Source organism: Larkinella bovis, assembly GCF_042655385.1.
Taxonomy (GTDB): domain Bacteria; phylum Bacteroidota; class Bacteroidia; order Cytophagales; family Spirosomataceae; genus Larkinella; species Larkinella bovis.
Genome location: NZ_JBHSMA010000001.1, coordinates 190,272 through 211,086, shown reverse-complemented (window position 1 = coordinate 211,086; position 20,815 = coordinate 190,272). Strand labels below are relative to the sequence as shown.

Genomic DNA, 20,815 nt, shown 5'->3' with positions numbered 1-20,815 from the left:
TCCGTTAAATTGTACTTGGTACATAAAGTATACACGATTCAAAAACTACCATCCTAGAAAAAGTAACTTTTTCTGGTAAGTTTACCATCCAATCAATTCGTGCCCGCAATTACAGGTAAAAACCGTATCGAACTACCATCACCGCTGGTATTTATGAAAACCGTTGTCAAAATTTTCCTCCTGCTAACACTGTTCGGAACGACGATCAACGCCCAGACCGACCACCTTGGCAATACAATTTCGCTGCCGGAGCACCCGCGAATCCTGCTCCTGAAGGGGGAGGAAGACCCGATTAAGCAAACCATCGACTCCGACAAAACCTGGGCCCGGCTACACGCCATTATTCTCGCCGAATGCAACGAACTGCTCGACGAGCGCCCCATTGAACGGATTCAGGTCGGACGGCGGTTACTCGGCAAATCCCGCGAAGCCCTGCGTCGCATCTTCTTTCTTTCCTACGCCTGGCGAATGACCCAGCAGGAAAATTATTTGCGACGGGCGGAGCAGGAAATGGTGGCTATTGCCGGTTTCAGCGACTGGAATCCCTCTCATTTTCTGGATGTGGGTGAGATGACAATGGCCATGGCGATCGGGTATGACTGGCTGTATTATGGCTTAGCGGAGCAATCACGCAAGGCTATTCAGCAGGCTATTCTCCAGAAAGGCATTGAACCTTCACTTGACCAAAAGTATAATAACTGGTTAAAAGTCAGCAACAACTGGAATCAGGTTTGTAATGCAGGGATGCTGTATGGAGCCCTGGCGGTTTTTGAAGAACAGCCGCAGCTGGCGAAGAACATCATCAACCGGGCCATTGATGCCGTGGCGCTGCCGATGACCGAATACAGTCCGGATGGCGCGTACCCGGAGGGCTACAGTTACTGGGGCTACGGAACCAGCTTTAACGTTATGCTGATCAGCGCGCTGGAAAAAGCGTTCGGCAACGACTTCGGACTGACGGCGAAACCCGGTTTTTTGAAAACGGCGGGTTATCTGGAAAACATGACCGGCCCCTCCGGCAATTCCTTTAATTATTCCGATGCCGGAAATGGAGGTGGTCTGGAACCCGCGATGTTCTGGTTTGCCGAAAAGCTGAAGGATCCTTCGCTCCTGTGGGTCGAGCGGGGCCACCTGATGAACGACAACGCCCGCCAATTCATCAAAAACCGGCTTCTGCCCGCCACCCTGCTGTGGAGCGCCGGGGTGACGATGAGCACGATGGCCGACCCGAAAACCCTGATGTGGACCGGGGGCGGCAAAACGCCGGTGGCCCTCATGCGAACGTCCTGGAGCGATCCGAATGCCATTTTTCTGGGCCTGAAAGCCGGCACACCGTCGGCGAGCCACGCCCACATGGATGTCGGCTCGTTTGTCATGGAAGCGGATGGCGTCCGCTGGGCGATGGATTTCGGGATGCAGGACTATGAGTCGCTGGAGTCGAAAGGTGTTGATTTATGGAACAGCCGGCAGGGCTCCCAACGCTGGCAGGTTTTCCGGTACAATAATTTCGTCCACAACACACTGACCGTCAACAACGAACTTCAGAAAGTCAACGGAAAAGCCGCCCTTCTCTCTTCCTCGAAAAAACCCGGTTTTATGAACGCCGTAACCGACCTGAGCACCCTGTATGCGGGCTCGCTGCAGCAAGCCGTACGCGGGGTCGCGCTGGTCGAGCAGGCTTATGTGCTGGTGCGCGACGAACTGGAAACCGCTTCGACCGAAGCCACCGTCCGGTGGACCATGCTCACGCCCGCCGAGGTAAAAATCGTTCAGAAAAACAAAGCGGAGCTAACCAAAGACGGTAAGAAACTAATACTCGAGGTGCGGGAACCGGCCAATGCGGTTTTGAAAACCTGGACCACCGATCCGCCCAATCCGTTCGATGCGCCCAACCCCGGCACCATCCGGGTCGGTTTTGAAATTCAGGTTCCGGCCCAGTCCCAAAAAGCCCTTACTGTCTTACTCGTTCCCGAAAAAGCCGCCAAACGAAGCAAAAAAAACGCTGAGCCGCTGGCAAAGTGGCCCCGATAGGTGTTTTCCGGTTTCCGGTAATCGGTTTACAGTTTTTGGTTTATGGTATCTACAGGTGTTCATGGTCCCGTCAAAGTGGCGCAATCGAAACCAGACTACCATAACCTGTAAACCGATTACCGAAAACCGCTTCCCTTCTTCTGCACAGGACGGCTGGCTATGAATTTTAGCCTCTAAGTAAATTCTAAGCAGATCTTCAGGCTAGCTTAAGAACCTGCCACCAGTTTTGAGTCGTGAATCAATCGCACGGCATCATGACTTTCCCCCTGGCTTTTCAGCGTGCACTCCATAACCGCCCGGCAAGGCTAGCGCATTTCTATAACCGGTTTTCCAAACCGGGCCGCAAAAACCCCAAACCCGTCGGTCCCGACTGGCTGGTGGTTTTCACCTTTGTCATGATTGCGATCATGTTGTTTTTCGGATAGGGGCTCACGGCTGGAAACCCTTCTTACCGGCTTCAGCCAGAATTTCCCGGCCAAATCGGGACCGCTGCCAGGTGGGTGACAGGATTTGGTACATCTCCAGGTAATCGGCTCGGGTCAGGTAATTGCTCAGTGTACACAGCGTCGGCAGGGCCGCTCCCACCGCGCTCGTACTGTACCGCCTGACGTAGGCTTTCAGCAGCCCGATCCGGTGGGCGGTCAGTTCGTCCACGATTTGTTTTAAAATAGCCGCGTTGGCAGTATCCTCTTTTGCCGATAGCGAATCGTAAACCTGTTTGATGCGGAAGCGCTGGTAGCCGATTTTCTGGTCTTCCTGCCACCACTCTTTCCACAGCCGGTCGATGTCCGACCCTTTGACCACCACGCTGTCGTAAACCGGTCGCATTCCTTCTACCTCCAGGTTTCGGTTGTCGAGCAGAATATCGGCCAGCTTCAGGCTCACGCTGCCCCGGCCCGCGTACAGATAGGTATGCGCCGGTTCCGGCAGGGTTCCATTGATCTCAAACCGCTCCTGATAAACCACCGCCGAGTCGATGATTTTCCGTTGTCCGCCATCAATCAGGTAAATTTTCGTCCGATCCGGCAACCCGCGGATATGGCCCCTGACCCGGTAACCCGAAGGGACCTGCGCGGAGCATTTGATTAACAAAAAGTAGAGCAGAACGAGCAGCAGGAGTTTCGGGAGTTTCATCCGTCGGCAGTGATTAGGTTTTCACCTGCATAGACGAAACCGCCCGGTTTTCATTACAAAACGGTTTTCGGTATACGGTTTATCTTTCGGTGCTGAAAAGTTTGCCCATCCAGCGGTTGCGAACCTTGTAAACCGTAAAATACAAAGCTCCAGCAATTGCCGGAGCCTGTGGTCAACCAACCTATGATGAATAACACGCATTCAAGACACTAGAGCCAGGCAGTTGCCGGGAATCCCTATTATGTTGAATTATTTCTTTTCGTTATACTAAAAAATAGGCAGTTGGACTATTGGCAACGGTAAATATTCTAAAACTTCAGTTTGGCAGAAGCTTCCGGAACCAGTACCCCTATTCGTTGACAATGCGCTGCTGCACCGGGCAATCGACGTATACAAGCCCGCAACGCGGCCGGTCCCTTTTCGTCCATTCGAAGGTATCCAAAAGCGACCAGGCAAAATAAACACCTGCCGAATGCCCTCCGGACCGCACTACCGGTTGGTACATCGTATGGGAAATAACTAGCTGTCCGATCCGCACGTACAGTGGTGGGATGTATTTATAGTAACCAAAACTTCGCAAACGATTTACATTGTGTTCATACTGAGGTCACTTCTATCCCAGAATTTTACGGTAACTTTTCGAATGACAGCGTGCCGTATTCCCTGCGTGTTCTTCTGCTCCGGCGACTCAATCAGACTTTCTGGCTACTTCTGTTCGTGGGTTTATCGATCTGGGCTATCTGGCGTTCCTGCAAGGTAGAAACGCCAGCTTATTCGGTTTTCTGGAAGCCCAATCCCGTACCTGTCGAACTTCAAATCCTTTATAATCAATTACTTAACTCTCTCGATCGACCCTTACCCTTCAGCGAATGGCCGTCATGTCGGGCCAGCCGGATGCGGTTTTGCTGAACCTGACCGAACAACTTCAGCAGCAGGCGCAGGAAATAACGCTATTGACGTCATCAGGAAATATATTTCCCTCAAAACCGGGTGCATCGGGTACTTCTCTGATGGATCATTGTACGACTTTCCGAAAACTGCTTTCGACGAAAGCTATGATCCGGGTACAGACCCGGCAGATTACGGCCTTTCAGTCGGAGGTTCGTCACCTGCAATACTGTGCAGACGAAAACCGCTGATTGAAAGTTTACAAAAAAACAAATCCCGGCAAAATGGCCGGGATTTGTCGTCCGGTTCGTTGAAACAGAGCCTGCCGGAAACCGTCAGACTGTTTGAATACCCAATGAACATGAGATGCGAGAGCTACAAAACTAGCACGAATCCGGTTGCTCGTGGGTTAACAAATTGTAAACGTTTGCGCAAAATCAGTTCAGCACGATCGCCCGGTAAGCAGTCGCCACGGGGGTGCTGGTCTGCACTTTCACTTCTTTCACGTCCGTTCTGACGCCGTCGGACACTTCAACTTTGTACACACCATCCCCGAGATTATTCAGGTCAAACCGGATGCTCGACGACTCGTTGTCCTTGCCCAGTTTCAAAACCGACAGCGTTTCACCGGACTCGTTCAGTAGGCGGACCTTCACCGGGCAGTCTTTCGGTTTATTGATGTTTACGCTCACTTTCATGCTGTTGGCCATCGGATAAACCGCACTCTGGAAAGTTGATTTGGTTTCAGCAGTTTCTTTGTTATCGGCGGCAAAAGCAGCCGGAGCGGTTGCGAACAGCAGGGCCATCAGGGCGGAGGTAACGACGGTTTTCATCAGTCTTGTTGTTTATGGGTTCTTCGTGCTTGTTGTTACTGGGTTGGATCGGCGTCTTGCTTCGCGGGCCGTTTGAATGACTCAAAGGTATCACAACTCCAAGGTACCTTGCTATACATAGTACTTTGGCGGCAGAAATCCTGGGATGAATGGTTGCTAGCCGGGATGATCAGATCATCCCGGCTAGCAAGGCCTGGTGATTTTCTCATTAAACCGTCTGGGAAAACAGATTTCTGGTTGCGTTAGCCCGTTGCAATCGTACATCAAAAGCCATGCAGATGTTGCGCAGAAATGGTTGACCCAGCGGCAAAACCCGCAAACCGCCATCGTCGAAGGTAATCAGCCCGTCGGCGCTGAGGTCATTTAACTTCGGTTCCAGTTGCTCCCATTCCTCTTCCGACCAGTCATCGGGCTGCCAGCGGGTTTCCGACCGACAGATGATATTCAGAATCTGCCGGCGAATAAACCGGTCCTGCCCACTGAGTTGGTGGCCCCGCAGCAGCGGCAGTTGTCCGGCCTGCACCCGATGAAGGTAAGCGTTGATCTCTTTCTCGTTCTGGGCAAAAGCGGTTCCGGTATCCCCAATAGCCGACACGCCCAGGCCGATCAGTACCTCCGTTTGCTGCGTGGTGTAGCCCATAAAATTCCGGTGCAGCGTGCCGGTCTGCTGCGCCCTGTACAACGAATCGTGGGGCAGGGCAAAGTGATCCATCCCGATTTCGGAATACCCATTGGCTTCCAGCATCGCCCGACCAGTTTCGTACAAGGCCCGTTTCTGGTCGCCGGACGGCAAATCTTCGTCGCGAAAACCGCGCTGGCCGTTGCCTTTCAGCCAGGGAACATGGGCATAAGAATAAAACGAAATCCGATCCGGGCGGAGTTGCAGGGTCTGTTCGACGGTTTGCCGGATGGATTCGATCCGTTGAAAAGGCAGGCCGAAAACCAGGTCGTGGCTGATGGAGGTATAGCCTATTTCCCGCGCCCAGGCGGTCACCTGCTGCACATTGGCAAACGGTTGGATCCGATGAATGGCCCGCTGAACGACCGGGTCATAATCCTGTACGCCAAAACTGACCCGCCGAAAACCGTAATCGTACAGAACCTGTAAATGCGCGCGGGTGGTGTTGTTGGGGTGGCCCTCCCAGCCGTATTCAAACCCGTCGGTCGGACGAATGGCCGACACGAACAGGCCATCCAGCAGCCGTTTCAGGTTTTCGGGCTGAAAGAAACTCGGTGTTCCTCCGCCCAGGTGCAGTTCCGCAATGCGCGGTTTTTCCGGCAAAAGGTCACAATAGAGATTCCATTCGGCCAGCACGGCGTCAATGTACGGTTGTTCGACCGCGTGGTTTTTCGTGATGCGTTTGTTGCAACCGCAGAACGTACAAAGGCTCTCGCAGTACGGCAGGTGAATGTAGAGACTGATGCCCTTTTCCCCGTGACTAGCCGAAAACCGCTGCTGCAACTGATCGATCCAGGCGGTTTCGCTGAATGAATCGGGCTCCCAGAAGGGCACCGTCGGGTAAGAGGTATAGCGCGGGCCGGGAACATTGTATTTCTGAATGAGCGTCGACATAAGCTAAAGAACCGGAATCACAGGAATGGAACGAAAAACCGGTTTTCGGTCGGCTTTCGAAGTTACCGGGTGTATTTCCGTCCTGATTTTTTTTCAAAGCTGCCCCAAATTCTGCTCCCGGGTTGTAAGCAAAATCAGGGTACGAACTGATTCTTCTCAGGAAAACCGGTCTGATAAACAGCGAGATTTCGGAAAATTTACAGATCATGAATACGAGTACGGTTACGAGCCTCAGTTGTTACCACTGCGGCCAGTCGTGTGACAACGGCTCCCTCTTTTTTGAAGATAAACCGTTTTGCTGCGAAGGTTGCCAAGCCGTTTATCAGGTTTTGAACAACAACCAGCTCTGTCAGTATTACGATCTGACGACGGCACCCGGCCAATCGCCCCGACTGCCCCGGCTGGAGTTTCTGGATCATCCCGATATCATCGCTCAACTCATCGAGTTCACGGATGGCCAGCAGTCACGGGTTACTTTTTACGTTCCCTCCATCCATTGCAGTTCCTGTTTGTACCTGCTGGAACACCTCTACCGACTCCACCCGGCCATCCAGCGCTCCACGGTCGATTTTCTCAAAAAGCACGTTCACGTTTCGTTCCGGCCCAAGGAGTTGTCGCTCCGGCAACTCGCCGAACTCCTGACCTCGCTGGGCTACGAACCGCTGATCAGCCTGAACGATGTGGTGCAGGAGCAGCAAAAACCGTCGTACAAACCGCAGTTGTACAAACTGGCGGTCGCCGGTTTCTGCGCCGGAAACATCATGCTGTTCAGCTTCCCCGAATACCTGGGACTCGACGACCCGGCTTTTCAGCGGCTGTTCGGCTACCTGAACTGGGCGCTGGCGACACCGGTGGTTTTTTACTCGGGCTGGGAATACTTTCAGTCGGTCGGGGCGGCCCTGCGCCGGAAGATGATCAATATCGATCTGCCGATTCTGGTTGGTGTCCTGACCGCGTATTTCCGGGGCGTCTACGAAGTGCTGACCCACACCGGGTCGGGCTATTTCGATTCGGTCACGGGGCTGATTTTCTTCCTGCTCATCGGCAAATGGTTTCAGAAACGCACCTACGATTTTCTGTCGTTCGAGCGCGATTATAAATCGTATTTTCCGCTGGCGGTGACCCGGTTGGTACCAACCGGCGAACAGTCGGTTCCGGTGGCATCCTTGAAAAAAGGCGACCGCATCCGGATTCGCAACGGGGAATTGATTCCGGCCGATGGCATTCTGTACCACGGTCAGGCGACGATCGACTACAGTTTTGTCACGGGCGAGTCGGAACCGGAGCCCAAAAAACCGGGTTCGCTGCTCTACGCGGGCGGCAAGCAACTGGGCGAAGCCATCGAACTGGAAGTGGTCCGGGAAGTCTCGCAAAGCTACCTGACTCAGCTCTGGAACAATGACGCCTTCCGCAAAAACAAACCCAGCCGGATTCGCACCTTCGCCGACGCGGTTGGCAATTATTTCACCATCACGGTTTTAACGCTGGCTTTTCTGGTCGGCACCTATTGGTACGTCAATGATCCGACGAAAGCCGTCAATGCTTTTACGGCCATTCTGATCATTGCCTGTCCGTGCGTCCTGTCGCTCTCGTATCCCTTCGCGCTCGGCAATGGCATGCGGATGCTGGGGAAGCTGAAGTTTTACCTGAAGAATGCCGACATCATGGAACAAATGGCGGCCTGCGATACCATCGTGTTCGACAAAACCGGGACGCTGACCTCCAACACCACGGCTCCGGTTGTGGAGAATTTTGAAAACCCGCTGACCGAAACCGAGCGTTCGCTGGTTGCATCGCTGACGCGCCAGTCGATTCACCCGCTGAGTCGCAAACTCACCGCTTATTTGTCCGAAGCGACGGTTTTTCCGGTTCGCAACCTGACGGAAATTCCGGGCCAGGGCATCAGGGGATTAATCGACGGGCAGATCCCCGTCCGGATTGGTTCACGTTCGTTCGTTCAACCATCCACAGGCTCCGAAACCGGGGGCGAGGGCTCCGTTGTTCACGTCAGCATCGACGACGTCTATCGCGGCTGTTTCTGGTTTCCCAATCAATACCGGCCGGGCATCCGAACCATGCTGTCGAAGTTGCGGACGAACTACTCGCTCCAGCTCCTTTCCGGTGATAACGATGCCGCCCGCGCCGATCTCCAACGCTGGTTTTCCGGCCCGAATCAGATGGTTTTCGATTGCCATCCGCAGCAGAAGCTCGATGTCATCCGCTCGTTGCAGCAAGCCGGCAAGAAGGTCCTGATGGTGGGTGATGGTTTGAACGACGCCGGAGCCTTGAAACAGGCGGATGTGGGCATTGCCGTAACCGACGACACGATTCAGTTTACCCCCGCCAGCGACGGAATTCTGGAAGCCGATGCGCTGCAAGATTTGCCCGCGTTTCTGGCCTACAGCCGGTTTGGGATGCGCCTGATCCGGTTCAGCTTCTGCATTTCCCTGATCTACAATTGCATCGGGCTATCGTTTGCCATCGGCGGAAATCTATCGCCCGTCGTGGCCGCCATCCTGATGCCGGTGAGTTCCGCCACGATGGTATTCATCGCCACGCTGGGCATGCGGTGGCGGGGCCGGAAGCTGTTAAAAACCGTTTAGGGTTACGTAAATAACAGAAAAAAAGGGGCTTAACGCCCCTTTTACATATACTCCAGATCGCGCCCCCGTCGTAGGTGCACAATTTTCAACTTATCCAGCAGCACAATCAGCGGATAGGCCGGATCAAACTCATGCCAGCGAAAACCGCCGAAGTTGGGCCGCCCGCCGAATTTGTGGTGATTGTTGTGGTAGGCCTCTCCCATCATCAGAAAATCAAACGGCAGCAGGTTTTTAGCCGTATCGTTCACTTCGAAATTGGTGTAGCCGTAGCGGTGGGAATACCAGTTGATGATGGCACCGTGAACCGGCCCCATCAAATAATGAATGGGCAGCAGCAAAAACATCCACCAGGCGGTCGCAAAATAGAGGTAAAACAGGGTATAGGCCGTTCCCCAGGCAATCCGAACCGCCCAGCGATCGCCAAACCACTCCATCCAGCGCCAGTTGGGGACGCCTTTCTTAAACTTTTCCGGGATTGTATCGCGGTTGTGGACGATATCGTTATAGAAGGATTTCGTTTTCCACATCATGTCGAAAATCCCGTTCGAGAAGTCGGGCGAATGCGGGTCTTTCTCGGTGTCGGCGTAGGCATGGTGCAGCCGGTGCATGATTCCGTAAGCGCGCGGGCTCAGAAAAGACGACCCCTGCGCCAGAAACGTCAGAACGTAAAAAAACTTCTCCCAGGCTTTACTCATCGTAAACATCTGGTGAGCTGCGTAACGGTGGAGAAAAAAAGTCTGCATCAGCACCGACAGGTACCAATGGGCCAGAAAAAACAGCAGAATGGGCATACAATAGTAGCGAGCGTGACGGGCTCTCCGTAACGTTTAGAGGTGAAACAAGTAGGCCGTAAAACCGGATTACCATACCCGCAAAGGTGCTGCCCCCCCAACGGTTTTGCCATGAGGCCCATCACGTCACCACCTGATCGCTATCAGTTACCATTATTAGGCAACTCGGTAGGAATCAAAAAAAACGGGGCCGGAACTATACGCTCCGGCCCCATCCGATCTTTTTAGAAGGGAACTTAGGGGATCAGACTCGTGGGAACCACGGCGGTGCTGGTCCGAACGGGCAAATCCTCCAGCTGAACGTAACTTAGTTTCCAGCCCGTATCGGGGCTTTTTTTCCAGAGAAGCATGAAATTGCCTTCGCCTTTGCCCTTGGGTTCGTCCGGGCTGGCGGGTAGTACCTCCACCGAGAAGGTTCCCGCTTCATACGCCGTTTGGCTATCCATGCCCGAACTCAGCGCGTAAATTTTAAGGCCCTCCAGGGTCGGAAGTGTGGTCCGGACCCATTTGGACGCCACTTCGGACTTTCCCTGCCAATGACTGCTTCCCTGCACAAACTGAACGTCCTCGGCCAGAAAGCCGGTGATTTTGTCAGCTTCTTTCGTATTCCAGGCACTAATAAACTGCTTATTAAGCTCCTGAATTGTAACGGTTTCCTGGGTTGTTGTTGAACAGGCCGTAGTCAGCATGGTGAACAACAACAGATGCAAAACAGATTTCATGATGATGGCGATTTAGTGTTAGAGATGAATGAAAACCGGGTACGGTTACCAGCTTTTTTGCCGGTATTCGGTTAACCCGTAGGGCGCATCCGACTGGCCATAAAACGGATTCGGCAAATAGCCCTGATTCAGAATGTACAACGCCGGATTCGTCTCAGCTACCGCGGCCTGCTGTGTTGCAGCGACTGGCAATTGCGGTACGGATGCGGGCGTTTTTGCGGGCAGCATCACCCGGGACGACGACTTGGTAATGGAAGGCGCTGCCCCGGTATGAGATGCCAGCACGGGACGTTCCGCAGCCCGGCGACCGGCTTCTTCCCAGGCGGCTTTTTTGCGTTTATTATCGATATGTTTACCAATGGCGTATCCGGCGGCACCACCGACCACTCCGCCGACCACACCGCCAACGACCCGGTTTCGCTTATGAATGATCGCTCCGGCGGCAGCTCCCGCTCCGGCACCGATAGCCGTGCCTTTGGCCTGTGGACTCCAGCGTTTCAAAATCTGCGCCTGTACCGATTGCCCTGCCAGCAAAACCGCCAACAGCAGCGGAATGTATTTTTTAAGAATCGTTTTCATGACGTTATGCGATTTTGTGATGAATGACTTATAGACACGCTGAAGAATATATAGTTTAAAAAATGGCAACATCGATCCGGGCAAACGGCCCGAAAACTCGACTCGGCCGGGGGGTGAACGTCGGTAAAACCGGTGGGTTGATCGATAAAAAACCAGACTTCATCGATCTTCCCGCGACTCAAAAAAAATCCCAAAAAATGACAAAAAATATTGTCGCAAATCCCCTCCTATTTGTCGCAATCACACGCTATCGCTGATGCGCAACGGTCTTACCTTTGTTAGGTAAACATTAAACCTCAAATACGCATGGCAACGAAAATCTTTGTAAATCTGCCCGTGAAAGACCTGAACAAATCCGTTGATTTTTTCACCAAACTTGGTTACACGTTCAATCCCCAGTTCACGGATGAAAAGGCAACCTGCATGATTATCAGCGAGGACATTTACGTAATGTTACTGGTAGAGCCGTTCTTCAAATCGTTTACCAAGAAAGAGGTAGCCGATGCCTCCAAAGTGACCGAATCGATTATTTGCCTTTCGGCCGATAGCCGGGAAGCCGTCGATGACGTGGTCAGCAAAGCCGTTGCGGCCGGTGGCACGACGCCGAATGAGAAGCAGGATCAGGGGTTCATGTACGGACACGGTTTTGAGGATCTGGACGGCCACTTGTGGGAAGTCATGTGGATGGACCCCAGCGCCGTTCAGGAACAACCCGCAGCCGCAGCCAGCCAATCGTAAGCCCATTCCAAAATGGAAAAAGCCGTAGCGAATTTGTCAGATCGCTACGGCTTTTTTTGGCTAGAAAAAATAGCTTACAACGCTACTTCCGAGAGCGGCTCGTTGACGGCCGCTTTTTTGGTCCGGTAGTGAATCACTCGTTGACCGAGGAGCAACCCCACCAAACCCGTCACCACACACAAGGTCATCATCCCCACCATCGGGATGGCGGTACGGTTGTGAAAAATGCTGACGGATGCCGAAACCAGCGCGCCAAATCCCATCCGGAAACTGCCCATCAGGGCCGCGGCACTGCCAGCATGGCGGGTAAACGGAGCCAGCGAAAGCGCCGACGCGTTGGGGCCCGTCAGGCTTTGCCCCAGCAGGAATACAAACAAAACCGCAATGAGTCCATACGGACCAAACCACCCTGCCCAGGTTCCCGCAAGCATCAAAATACCAACAATCGACTGCAGAACAAGGGTTGTAAAGATGATTTGTTCGCTCTGAAACCGTTTCAGCAGAATATGATTTAATTGAGATGGCGCAATGATGGCAATGGATAAAAAGGCAAAAATCCACCCGTATTGCTGCTCACTGAGGTGGTAGATATTCATGAACACGTCCGGCGAACCCGCGATGTAGGCAAAAGGCGCCGAGGTAGCAATGCCCGCCACCAGGGAGTAGGTCAGAAACTGCGGCTGTTTCATGACGGTCAGGTAATTACTCACGACCGCTCTGGGACGCAACGACAACGAAGGATCCGGTTTTTTCCCGTCCGGCAGCACGAAATAAATAGCGATGATAATCAGGGCCGTAATGCCCGCCAGAATCAGAAAGATTGAATGCCAGCCCATCGCCACGGTTGCATACCCCCCAATCGTCGGAGCAATCATGGGCGAAACGGCCACCACGAGCGTTAATAGGGAAAACACCTGGGCGATTTTTGAAACCGGAAACAGGTCACGCACCAGCGCCTGAGCCGCTACCAGACCAACACAACCACCCAGAGCCTGCAGCAAACGCATCAGAATCAACGTTTCAATCGAATTTGTCAGGGCGCAGCCTACTGAGGCAACCAGGTACAGCACCAGGCCGCCGTATAATGGGAGTTTCCGGCCGTACCGATCCAGCAACGGCCCGTATAGAATCTGTCCGAACGAAATTCCGATCAGGTAGGCTGTTAACGATAATTGAACCTGATCGATCGTGGTATGCAGGCTTTTGGCAATGGCCGGAAAACCGGGCAGATACATGTCGATGGAAAAGGGACTGATCGTTGTCAGTGTTCCTAAAATCAGAATAACAATAGCGTGTTGTCGGCGCGTCATATCCGGTAAAAATGATGGATACCTGATAGACATTCAGAAGCTGGTGATTGTTCCCATTTTTGTATTTTTTCAGGAAAATCACCAAGAATTATCCGGATAATACAGTCCGGAACGCCCCCTGTTTTCGGCCGGTTTTCTCTCAAAATAAATCCCCGAACGGCAGGCCTCCGATACACCGGACCACCGGGTTCCGGGAATTGTTTCCGGATTGGAAGGCTGAGGAAGCCCAAACCCGTACTAAAAAGTCCCTGTTCCTGCCCGACTGACTCAAATCACCCGCTCCGTTGACCAAGCTCATTCATACCCCGTAACCAATTGACCAATTTTGAACCCGTAATAGTTACTAAAACCGTCATGCAAGTCATCTTTTTCATGATCGGCATCAGCCTGGTGCTGGCCCTGGGGTTTCTGGGGGCTTTTTTCTGGTCAATGCGCCACGGTCAGCACGATGACCTCTACACCCCTTCCATCCGCGTGCTGCTGGACGATGATCCAAAACCGCACTCCCAACCACAGACAATTAACCAATCGTCCCTATGAATGTAACTCTTCAACCCGATTCCACCCCCGGAATCCCGGCGCTACCCGATTCCGGCCGCCGAATACCGATTCAACCCGCTTCGGTGGTTGAGCGCTTCGCCTATGACAACGCCATCGTCCGCAATTTTGCCGTGGCCACAGTCGTCTGGGGGGTAATCGGCATGCTGGTGGGCGTTCTTGTAGCCTCTCAGTTAGTGGCTCCGGCGGCCAACCTCGGGAATCAATACACCACGTTTGGACGCATCCGTCCCCTGCACACCAACGCCGTCATTTTTGCGTTCGTTGGCAATGCCATTTTCATGGGCGTTTACTACTCGCTGCAACGGCTTTGTAAAGCCCGGATGTTCAGCGACTTTCTGAGTAAGCTTCATTTCTGGGGCTGGCAGGCCGTTATTGTATCGGCGGTTTTAACGCTGCCGCTGGGGATTAACACCTCCCACGAATACGCCGAACTGGAATGGCCCATCGATATTGCCATCACGCTGATCTGGGTGGTTTTCGGGATCAACATGTTCGGTACGATCATCAAACGCCGGGAACGTCACCTGTACGTGGCCATCTGGTTCTACATCGCCACCTTCGTCACCGTTGCGGTTTTGCACATCATCAATTCGTTTCAGATGCCCGTCACGCTGTTCAAGAGCTATTACCTCTACGCGGGTGTGCAGGACGCGCTGGTGCAGTGGTGGTATGGCCACAACGCCGTGGCGTTTTTCCTGACAACGCCGTACCTGGGAATGATGTATTACTTCCTGCCCAAAATGGCAAACCGCCCGGTGTATTCGTACCGGCTGTCAATTCTGCACTTCTGGGCGCTGATTTTCATCTACATCTGGGCCGGACCGCACCACCTGCTCTATACTTCACTGCCCGACTGGGCGCAGTCGCTGGGTGTCGTGTTTTCCATCATGCTGATCGCACCGTCCTGGGGCGGGATGATCAACGGGTTGCTGACCCTGCGCGGAGCCTGGGATAAAGTCCGGGAAGATACGATTCTGAAATTCATGGTCGTCGGGTTGACCGCTTACGGGATGGCCACGTTCGAAGGACCGATGCTGTCGCTGAAAAACGTCAACGCCATTGCGCACTTTACCGACTGGATTGTGGCCCACGTCCACGTTGGCGCACTCGGCTGGAACGGTTTTCTGACGTTTGCGATTCTGTACTGGCTGATTCCAAGGCTGTACCATACGCCCCTGTATTCCAAGAAACTACTAAATATCCATTTCTGGATCGGTACTCTCGGCATTCTGTTCTACGCCATTCCGATGTACATCTCCGGTTTTACGCAGGGGATGATGTGGAAAGAATTTACGCCCGAAGGAACCCTGAAATACCCCAGTTTCCTGGAAACGACCCTTCAAATTCTGCCCATGCACATGATGCGGGCTGCGGGGGGAGCGCTCTACCTGATTGGTGCCATTCTGATGGCGTACAACCTGTTCAAAACGATGGCCGCCGGCTCGCTGACCGCCAACGAACCCGCCGAAGCTCCGGCCCTGGAAAAGGAATACGTGGCCAAAGGGCAGGATACCTACTGGCACCGCTGGTTCGAACGCAAGCCCATTCCGCTCCTGATTGGCTCCCTGGTGATGATTCTGGTCGGGTCGCTCATTGAACTGGTGCCAACGTTCATGGTGGAGTCTAACGTGCCAACCATTGCCACGGTTCAGCCGTACACGGCGCTTGAGGTTGAAGGGCGCGATATCTACATCAAGGAAGGTTGCGTCAACTGCCATACCCAGATGGTGCGCCCGTTCCGGAGCGAAACCGAACGCTACGGCGAGTACTCGAAAGCCGGCGAATTCGTCTACGACCACCCGTTCCTGTGGGGTTCCAAACGGACCGGTCCGGATCTGCACCGCGAAGGCGGCAAGTATCCCGACTCGTGGCACTACCACCACATGCGCGACCCAACGTCGATGTCGCCCGGTTCGATCATGCCGCCGTACCCGTGGTTGCTGGAGCAGGACCTCGACCTGTCGACCCTCTCCGCCAAGCTGAAAGCGCTGAAAGCCATCGGGGTGCCGTATGACAATCTGCAGATCGCCCATGCCGAATCCAATGCCCAGATCCAGGCGGCCGAGGTCAGTCAACGGCTGGCGAAGGAAGGCATCAAGGTCGATTCAGACAAGGAAATTATCGCCCTCATCGCCTACCTTCAGCGCCTGGGCACAGATATCAAGAAACTAGAATGATACGTGAATGAGTGAAGACGTATGAATTAATAAAAAGCGCTTCGCGCCCGAGTTCATCCCTTTTCACTCATCACTCTTAACTTTCCAACGGTATGTTCAAGCAATTCATCGATAAAATCCCGGGGGCCGATGTCTACATGGTCGCATCGTTTCTGACCTTTCTGCTCTTTTTTGTGCTGGTTGGCATCTACCTGCTGGTCGTGGACAAAAATCACATCCACAAAATCAGCCAGCTTCCGCTAGACGATCAACAGTCTTAGTCAACTCACTATGAACCGATTTACACTCCTACTCGCCAGCGAACCCACCGCCCAATGGATCAAGATTGAAAGCACGGAGGATCTGGTCCTGGTCATCGTTCTGGTACTCCTGCTCATGGCCGGCCTTGTGCTGCTGGGCGTTGCGATCTTTCTTTACAATACCCTCAAACAACTGGCGGGACCGGCAGATTCTTCCCAATCCGTCAGCGACCCCCGCAGCTTCTGGCAACGTTTTGCGGGCTTGAGCCCACTCAAACAGGAGAAAGAACTGATGATGGAGCACCAGTACGACGGCATTGCCGAACTCGACAATCCGACGCCCCCCTGGTTCATGTCCCTGTTCTACGGAACGATCGCCATCGGGATCATTTACCTGCTGGTCTACCATGTTTTCAGTGATGGCAATATCATGACGAAGGAATACCAGCAGGAAGTAGCCGTCGCCGAAAAACAGCGGGCCGCCTACATCGCCAGAGTCGCTGGATCGATCAATGAAAACTCCGTAACGGTCCTGAATGATGGCCCCGCCATCGACGCCGGCAAAACGCTTTTCTCCCAGTTCTGTGCTGCCTGCCACGGACAGAATGCGGAGGGGGTGATCGGCCCCAACCTGACGGATGAATACTGGCTGCACGGCGGTAGCATCAAGGCGATTTTTCACACCATCACCGAAGGGGTTCCGGACAAAGGCATGGTGGCCTGGAAAAACCAGCTGAACCCCCTCCAGATTCAGCAGGTATCCAGTTACATTCTATCCCTTCAGGGAACCAAACCGGCCAATGCCAAAGAACCGCAGGGCGAAAAGGCGACTGCCGAGCCGGTAGCGTTGAAGTAGCAACGTTGTTTCACCGCGTTGATCAGAGGGCATCGGAATGATCCGGTTTTCCCTGATTACCTCTGATACTCCCTGATCAACCCCGTGTTACTAACCAAGATTTCACCATGGACTCGACGATCGTACCCAAGGATAATTTTCGCAACCAGTTGCCTACTTCCGATTCCAAAGGCAATCGGACCTGGTTGTATCCCCGCATCGAGAAGGGTAATCTGCTCCGCTGGCGAACCGGCGTTGCCTGGGTATTGCTGGTGGCTCTGTTTGCCGGTCCTTTTCTGAGCATCGACGGCCATCCGCTGTTTCTGTTCAATGTGGTGGAGCGAAATTTCATCTTTTTTGGCGTTCCGTTCTGGCCGCAGGATTTTCACCTCGTCGCCATTGGCCTGCTCACGTTCATCGTCTTCATTGCGCTCTTTACCGTGGTGTATGGCCGGGTCTGGTGCGGTTGGGCCTGCCCGCAGACGATTTTCATGGAGATGGTTTTCCGCAAAATTGAAATCTGGATCGAGGGCAGTCCCAACGAACGACGCCGTCTCGATGCTGCCCCGTGGACGCGGGACAAAATCCTGAAAAAAACCGCCAAGCACACGGTTTTCTTTCTGATTTCCTTCCTGATCAGCAACCTGTTTTTGGCCTACATCATCGGGAAAGATGAATTGTTCCGGATCGCAACCGACAAGATAACCAATCACCTGGGGGGGCTGGCCTCCATTTTGATTTTCACCGGTCTCTTTTACCTCGTCTTCGCCCGTTTGCGGGAAATAGTCTGTACGACCATATGCCCCTACGGCCGGCTTCAGGGCGTGTTGCTGGACAAATCCTCGCTGGTGGTGGCCTATGACTATCTCCGTGGCGAACCGAGAGGAAAGCGGGTTAAACAGACAACGAACCTGCCCGCGCCGAGTACGCCCAAGGGCGATTGCGTCGATTGTGCGCTTTGTGTTCAGGTGTGTCCGATGGGGATCGACATCCGCAATGGGTTGCAGATGGAATGCATCAATTGTACGGCCTGCATTGATGCCTGCAACCACGTGATGGACAAAATTGATCTCCCACGCGGGCTGATTCGGGTAGACTCGCACGAGGGAATCGAACAGAAAAAACCGCTGCGGTTTACGGGGCGCATGAAAGCCTATACCGCCGTCCTGGTAGCCCTGATCGGCATTCTGGTGTATCTGCTAGTCAGTCGGCCCACCATCGAAACGACGGTTTTGCGGGCTCCGGGCCAACTGTTCCAGCGCGAACCGGGCGGGTATGTCACCAACCTGTACACGATCGAAATTATCAACAAAACGTACCAGGATTTGCCCATCTCGTTCCGGACCAATCGCCCGGATGCGCAGATTCGGCTGGTTCAACCCATAACGCATATTCCCTCCAATGCACTGGCCAAGGGGGTATTTTTTATCCGGTTACCCGAAAAATCAATCCGGCAAAACAGTACCCGGCTGGAAATAGAAATCCTGTCCGGCAACGAGGTGATCGACCGGACGTCAACCACTTTTTTAGGACCAAACTAAAAGCAGTAATGAGTTATGAGTGACGAATTGGGCTCCGCTACGGCTCAGAAATGGCAACGCCAACCGCAGAAGCGGCCCATCACCACTTGTAATTCGTCACGCATAACTTCCAAAACCATGAACTGGGGCAAAAGTATTATCGCGGTTTTTATTGTCTTCGCCGGTTTCATCGGCAGTCTCGTTTTTCTGATGAGTCGCCAGCAGGTCGATCTGGTTCGCGACGACTATTACCAGACGGAGGTCGCGTATCAGCAACACATTGATCGCATCAGCCGAACCGCCCGGCTCGGCCAGCCAGTCGAGTTTACGTATCAGCCGGATCGGCAGCAAATCCATTTTCTACTGCCCGACGGATTTCAGCGCGGAGAAATCAAGTTCTACCGTCCCTCCGACCGGCAACTGGATTCATTCGTACGGATTGAGTCCGGACCAGGCCGTCAATGGCTTTCTACCGCCAACCTGGCCAAGGGCAACTGGCGGATTCAGTTCACCTGGTCCGACGGACGGCAGGATTATTTTGTGGAGAAACCCCTTGCGATTCAGTAAGCCGGTTTCGGTTTTTCAGTACTCATTCGTTTTCCTACCATGAATCTCTGGTACTCAGCCGCCTTGCTGACCGGTCTGGTCGGTAGCCTCCACTGCGTCGGGATGTGCGGTCCGCTGGCCATGGCGCTGCCCATCGGGCGACTGAAACCCCACCTACGGTTTCCGGCGACGCTGTTGTACCATACCGGGCGGTTGAGTGCCTACGGCCTGCTGGGGCTGGCCCTGGGTCTGACGGGGCAAGGCTTCTGGCTGGCGGGTTTGCAACGCCCCCTATCCATCGGCACCGGCGCACTGCTCCTTCTCTGGACACTAACCAATCGGAAATTCGGCTTTTTACCTACTACGCTATTTTTCAAGCAATTAACTACCCCCCTTACCCGCCTGATCCGAAACCCCTCCTTACTCAATCTGGCGGCAGCCGGATTTCTGAATGGTCTGTTGCCGTGCGGTTTTGTCTATGTGGCTTTAACGGGGGCGCTGGCTCAGTCGTCGGCCATTGAAGGAGGAGTGTATATGGTCTTATTCGGCACGGGAACCTTGCCCGCCCTGCTGGGCATCCGACTCCTTCCGTCGCTGTTTCCGGCTCAGCTTCGTGCGCGCTTTGTGCGGGTGTTACCGGTTTTCACCCTCGTTCTGGCCCTGATGCTGATTGGGCGCGGCATTGGTGTTCCGGCCTGGAAATGGCCGGGGCAGGCGGCATCGACGGTTCCCATCTGCCACGGAATTCCGGGGCGGTAAAAGAACCGCCGGGGATCAGCGGTTGGTTAGAATTTTCAGGCTTTGGTTGATCCGTTGAGCAACTTTGGTATAACCGGATGTATTGAGGTGTAATTCGTCGGAACGCAGCGAGGTCGGCACCACATCGTCCGTATGATCAATAATGTCGCGGGCGCTATTGCGGTCGTACTGCGCCAGCAGATACGTGTGAATATTGACAAAATGATCGCCGTAAATTCTATTTAACTCATTGTTCAACTGCGTTATCCGTTCGTGGCCCTGGCCAAAAACCTGCTCATTGGGGGCAATGTTGTTGACAATTCCGATAACCAGATACCGCTTATGCCCCAAAGCCGCCACCATCGCTGCAATATTGGCTTTGACGTTTTCCAATTCATAGTAATTATTGCGTCCCGCCCAGATAATCGTATTGTAGGAATGCTTGTCGGTGGCCGCCAGCATCCGTTTCGCGATCTGCTGGCTGGTTTGCCCGGCAACGCCTTCGTTGATGGTCTTATAGCCCGTCATCTGTTCGAGAATCGTCAGGTAAGGCGTCCCGCCCACCCCTTGCGTCAGACTGTCTCCCCAGCCGATGATCGTGTCCGACGTGGATGTATCGGGCGCAACGGCATCACCGGTTTTGCAGGAAGCCACCGTAAAGACAAGGCAAACGACCGTCAGACGGAAAAGAGAAGAAGAAAAAAAGGCCCTGGAACGATTGAAAAGCCGAATCAGAATCCTGTGCATTGGTGGGGGCATTTACTATTTGATCGTTAAAGTAACGGTTATTTACCCCCGAAAGTGTTGTCGGGGGCGGTTTTTATTTCCTCCTCAAACCGGGTTCAGGGCCCATCAAGAGTTCACAGAGCAGGCGCGCGCTGCCTCCCCGGTTTTGAACGCTGCCTTGATCCAGCCGGTTTTTCGCCCAAATTATCGCTTTTTTTACGAACACGAAAACCACCGGATTCCGGGCGGGCAAATCAGGGTTTTGGTGATT

The 20,815-nt window shown here is 53.6% G+C and carries 22 protein-coding genes; 13 read left to right on the top strand and 9 right to left on the bottom strand.

The window, feature by feature from the left end; genetic code table 11:
• The first annotated feature begins 153 nt into the window (after positions 1 to 153).
• Together ACFPMF_RS00850 and ACFPMF_RS00845 are read left to right on the top strand one after the other, a co-directional pair.
• Complete coding sequence (locus ACFPMF_RS00850; RefSeq protein ID WP_379840524.1) at positions 154 to 2,031, top strand: heparinase II/III domain-containing protein; 1,878 nt, start codon at positions 154 to 156, stop codon at positions 2,029 to 2,031.
• 254 nt (positions 2,032 to 2,285) lie between these two features.
• Positions 2,286 to 2,456 carry a hypothetical protein gene (locus tag ACFPMF_RS00845; protein ID WP_379840523.1) on the top strand — a complete coding sequence of 57 codons (171 nt, stop codon included), beginning with the start codon at positions 2,286 to 2,288 and terminating at the stop codon, positions 2,454 to 2,456.
• A gap of 4 nt (positions 2,457 to 2,460) precedes the next feature.
• Here the strand turns inward: ACFPMF_RS00845 and ACFPMF_RS00840 are convergent, their stop codons facing one another.
• On the bottom strand, positions 2,461 to 3,165 hold the full coding sequence (locus ACFPMF_RS00840; protein ID WP_379840522.1) for a DUF4369 domain-containing protein: 705 nt from the start codon (positions 3,163 to 3,165) through the stop codon (positions 2,461 to 2,463).
• 349 nt (positions 3,166 to 3,514) lie between these two features.
• On the bottom strand, positions 3,515 to 3,670 hold the full coding sequence (locus ACFPMF_RS00835) for a family 1 glycosylhydrolase (protein ID WP_379840521.1): 156 nt from the start codon (positions 3,668 to 3,670) through the stop codon (positions 3,515 to 3,517).
• A 364-nt stretch (positions 3,671 to 4,034) separates the two neighbouring features.
• Between ACFPMF_RS00835 and ACFPMF_RS00830 the strand changes: the two genes are divergently transcribed.
• Complete coding sequence (locus tag ACFPMF_RS00830) at positions 4,035 to 4,304, top strand: hypothetical protein (protein ID WP_379840520.1); 270 nt, start codon at positions 4,035 to 4,037, stop codon at positions 4,302 to 4,304.
• A gap of 186 nt (positions 4,305 to 4,490) precedes the next feature.
• Here ACFPMF_RS00830 and ACFPMF_RS00825 read toward each other — a convergent pair whose 3' ends face one another.
• Positions 4,491 to 4,886 carry a hypothetical protein gene (locus tag ACFPMF_RS00825; protein WP_379840519.1) on the bottom strand — a complete coding sequence of 132 codons (396 nt, stop codon included), beginning with the start codon at positions 4,884 to 4,886 and terminating at the stop codon, positions 4,491 to 4,493.
• 208 nt (positions 4,887 to 5,094) lie between these two features.
• A complete protein-coding gene (hemN, locus tag ACFPMF_RS00820; protein WP_379840518.1) occupies positions 5,095 to 6,459 on the bottom strand; it encodes an oxygen-independent coproporphyrinogen III oxidase in 1,365 nt (454 codons plus the stop codon).
• A gap of 206 nt (positions 6,460 to 6,665) precedes the next feature.
• Here hemN and ACFPMF_RS00815 point away from each other — a divergent pair, with 206 nt between their 5' ends.
• On the top strand, positions 6,666 to 9,062 hold the full coding sequence (locus tag ACFPMF_RS00815) for a heavy metal translocating P-type ATPase (RefSeq protein ID WP_379840517.1): 2,397 nt from the start codon (positions 6,666 to 6,668) through the stop codon (positions 9,060 to 9,062).
• A 41-nt stretch (positions 9,063 to 9,103) separates the two neighbouring features.
• Here ACFPMF_RS00815 and ACFPMF_RS00810 read toward each other — a convergent pair whose 3' ends face one another.
• The 3 genes from ACFPMF_RS00810 to ACFPMF_RS00800 form a co-directional block, all read right to left on the bottom strand.
• The gene (locus ACFPMF_RS00810) at positions 9,104 to 9,853 is read right to left on the bottom strand and encodes an acyl-CoA desaturase (RefSeq protein ID WP_379840516.1); all 750 of its coding nucleotides are present in this window, start codon (positions 9,851 to 9,853) and stop codon (positions 9,104 to 9,106) included.
• Between the two features lie 236 nt (positions 9,854 to 10,089).
• Positions 10,090 to 10,575 (bottom strand): YybH family protein, encoded by a 486-nt coding sequence (locus ACFPMF_RS00805; RefSeq protein WP_379840515.1) that lies wholly within the window; start codon positions 10,573 to 10,575, stop codon positions 10,090 to 10,092.
• A gap of 45 nt (positions 10,576 to 10,620) precedes the next feature.
• Entirely contained in the window at positions 10,621 to 11,154 is a 534-nt protein-coding gene (locus ACFPMF_RS00800) for a YMGG-like glycine zipper-containing protein (RefSeq protein WP_379840514.1), read from the bottom strand.
• A 62-nt stretch (positions 11,155 to 11,216) separates the two neighbouring features.
• Here ACFPMF_RS00800 and ACFPMF_RS00795 point away from each other — a divergent pair, with 62 nt between their 5' ends.
• Together ACFPMF_RS00795 and ACFPMF_RS00790 are read left to right on the top strand one after the other, a co-directional pair.
• On the top strand, positions 11,217 to 11,411 hold the full coding sequence (locus ACFPMF_RS00795; RefSeq protein WP_379840513.1) for a hypothetical protein: 195 nt from the start codon (positions 11,217 to 11,219) through the stop codon (positions 11,409 to 11,411).
• Between the two features lie 49 nt (positions 11,412 to 11,460).
• Positions 11,461 to 11,892 carry a VOC family protein gene (locus tag ACFPMF_RS00790; RefSeq protein WP_379840512.1) on the top strand — a complete coding sequence of 144 codons (432 nt, stop codon included), beginning with the start codon at positions 11,461 to 11,463 and terminating at the stop codon, positions 11,890 to 11,892.
• A gap of 74 nt (positions 11,893 to 11,966) precedes the next feature.
• Here the strand turns inward: ACFPMF_RS00790 and ACFPMF_RS00785 are convergent, their stop codons facing one another.
• Positions 11,967 to 13,202 carry a multidrug effflux MFS transporter gene (locus ACFPMF_RS00785; protein ID WP_379840511.1) on the bottom strand — a complete coding sequence of 412 codons (1,236 nt, stop codon included), beginning with the start codon at positions 13,200 to 13,202 and terminating at the stop codon, positions 11,967 to 11,969.
• Between the two features lie 354 nt (positions 13,203 to 13,556).
• Between ACFPMF_RS00785 and ccoS the strand changes: the two genes are divergently transcribed.
• From ccoS to ACFPMF_RS00750, 7 genes are all read left to right on the top strand, one after another.
• On the top strand, positions 13,557 to 13,742 hold the full coding sequence (gene ccoS, locus ACFPMF_RS00780; protein ID WP_379840510.1) for a cbb3-type cytochrome oxidase assembly protein CcoS: 186 nt from the start codon (positions 13,557 to 13,559) through the stop codon (positions 13,740 to 13,742).
• Complete coding sequence (gene ccoN, locus ACFPMF_RS00775) at positions 13,739 to 15,940, top strand: cytochrome-c oxidase, cbb3-type subunit I (RefSeq protein WP_379840509.1); 2,202 nt, start codon at positions 13,739 to 13,741, stop codon at positions 15,938 to 15,940. The genes ccoS and ccoN overlap by 4 nt, the downstream gene beginning before the upstream one ends.
• A gap of 92 nt (positions 15,941 to 16,032) precedes the next feature.
• Positions 16,033 to 16,200, top strand: a complete 168-nt coding sequence (locus ACFPMF_RS00770; RefSeq protein WP_379840508.1) for a hypothetical protein — start codon at positions 16,033 to 16,035, stop codon at positions 16,198 to 16,200.
• Between the two features lie 10 nt (positions 16,201 to 16,210).
• Entirely contained in the window at positions 16,211 to 17,035 is an 825-nt protein-coding gene (locus ACFPMF_RS00765) for a cbb3-type cytochrome c oxidase N-terminal domain-containing protein (protein ID WP_379840507.1), read from the top strand.
• Positions 17,036 to 17,142: 107 nt separating this feature from the next.
• A complete protein-coding gene (gene ccoG, locus ACFPMF_RS00760) occupies positions 17,143 to 18,555 on the top strand; it encodes a cytochrome c oxidase accessory protein CcoG (protein WP_379840506.1) in 1,413 nt (470 codons plus the stop codon).
• Between the two features lie 15 nt (positions 18,556 to 18,570).
• Positions 18,571 to 19,101, top strand: coding sequence for a FixH family protein (locus tag ACFPMF_RS00755; RefSeq protein WP_379840505.1), 531 nt, complete (start codon positions 18,571 to 18,573; stop codon positions 19,099 to 19,101).
• 39 nt (positions 19,102 to 19,140) lie between these two features.
• Positions 19,141 to 19,839 (top strand): sulfite exporter TauE/SafE family protein, encoded by a 699-nt coding sequence (locus ACFPMF_RS00750; RefSeq protein WP_379840504.1) that lies wholly within the window; start codon positions 19,141 to 19,143, stop codon positions 19,837 to 19,839.
• 15 nt (positions 19,840 to 19,854) lie between these two features.
• Here the strand turns inward: ACFPMF_RS00750 and ACFPMF_RS00745 are convergent, their stop codons facing one another.
• Positions 19,855 to 20,565: an SGNH/GDSL hydrolase family protein gene (locus tag ACFPMF_RS00745; protein ID WP_379840503.1), complete on the bottom strand. Its 711-nt coding sequence runs from the start codon at positions 20,563 to 20,565 to the stop codon at positions 19,855 to 19,857.
• Positions 20,566 to 20,815 lie beyond the last annotated feature (250 nt).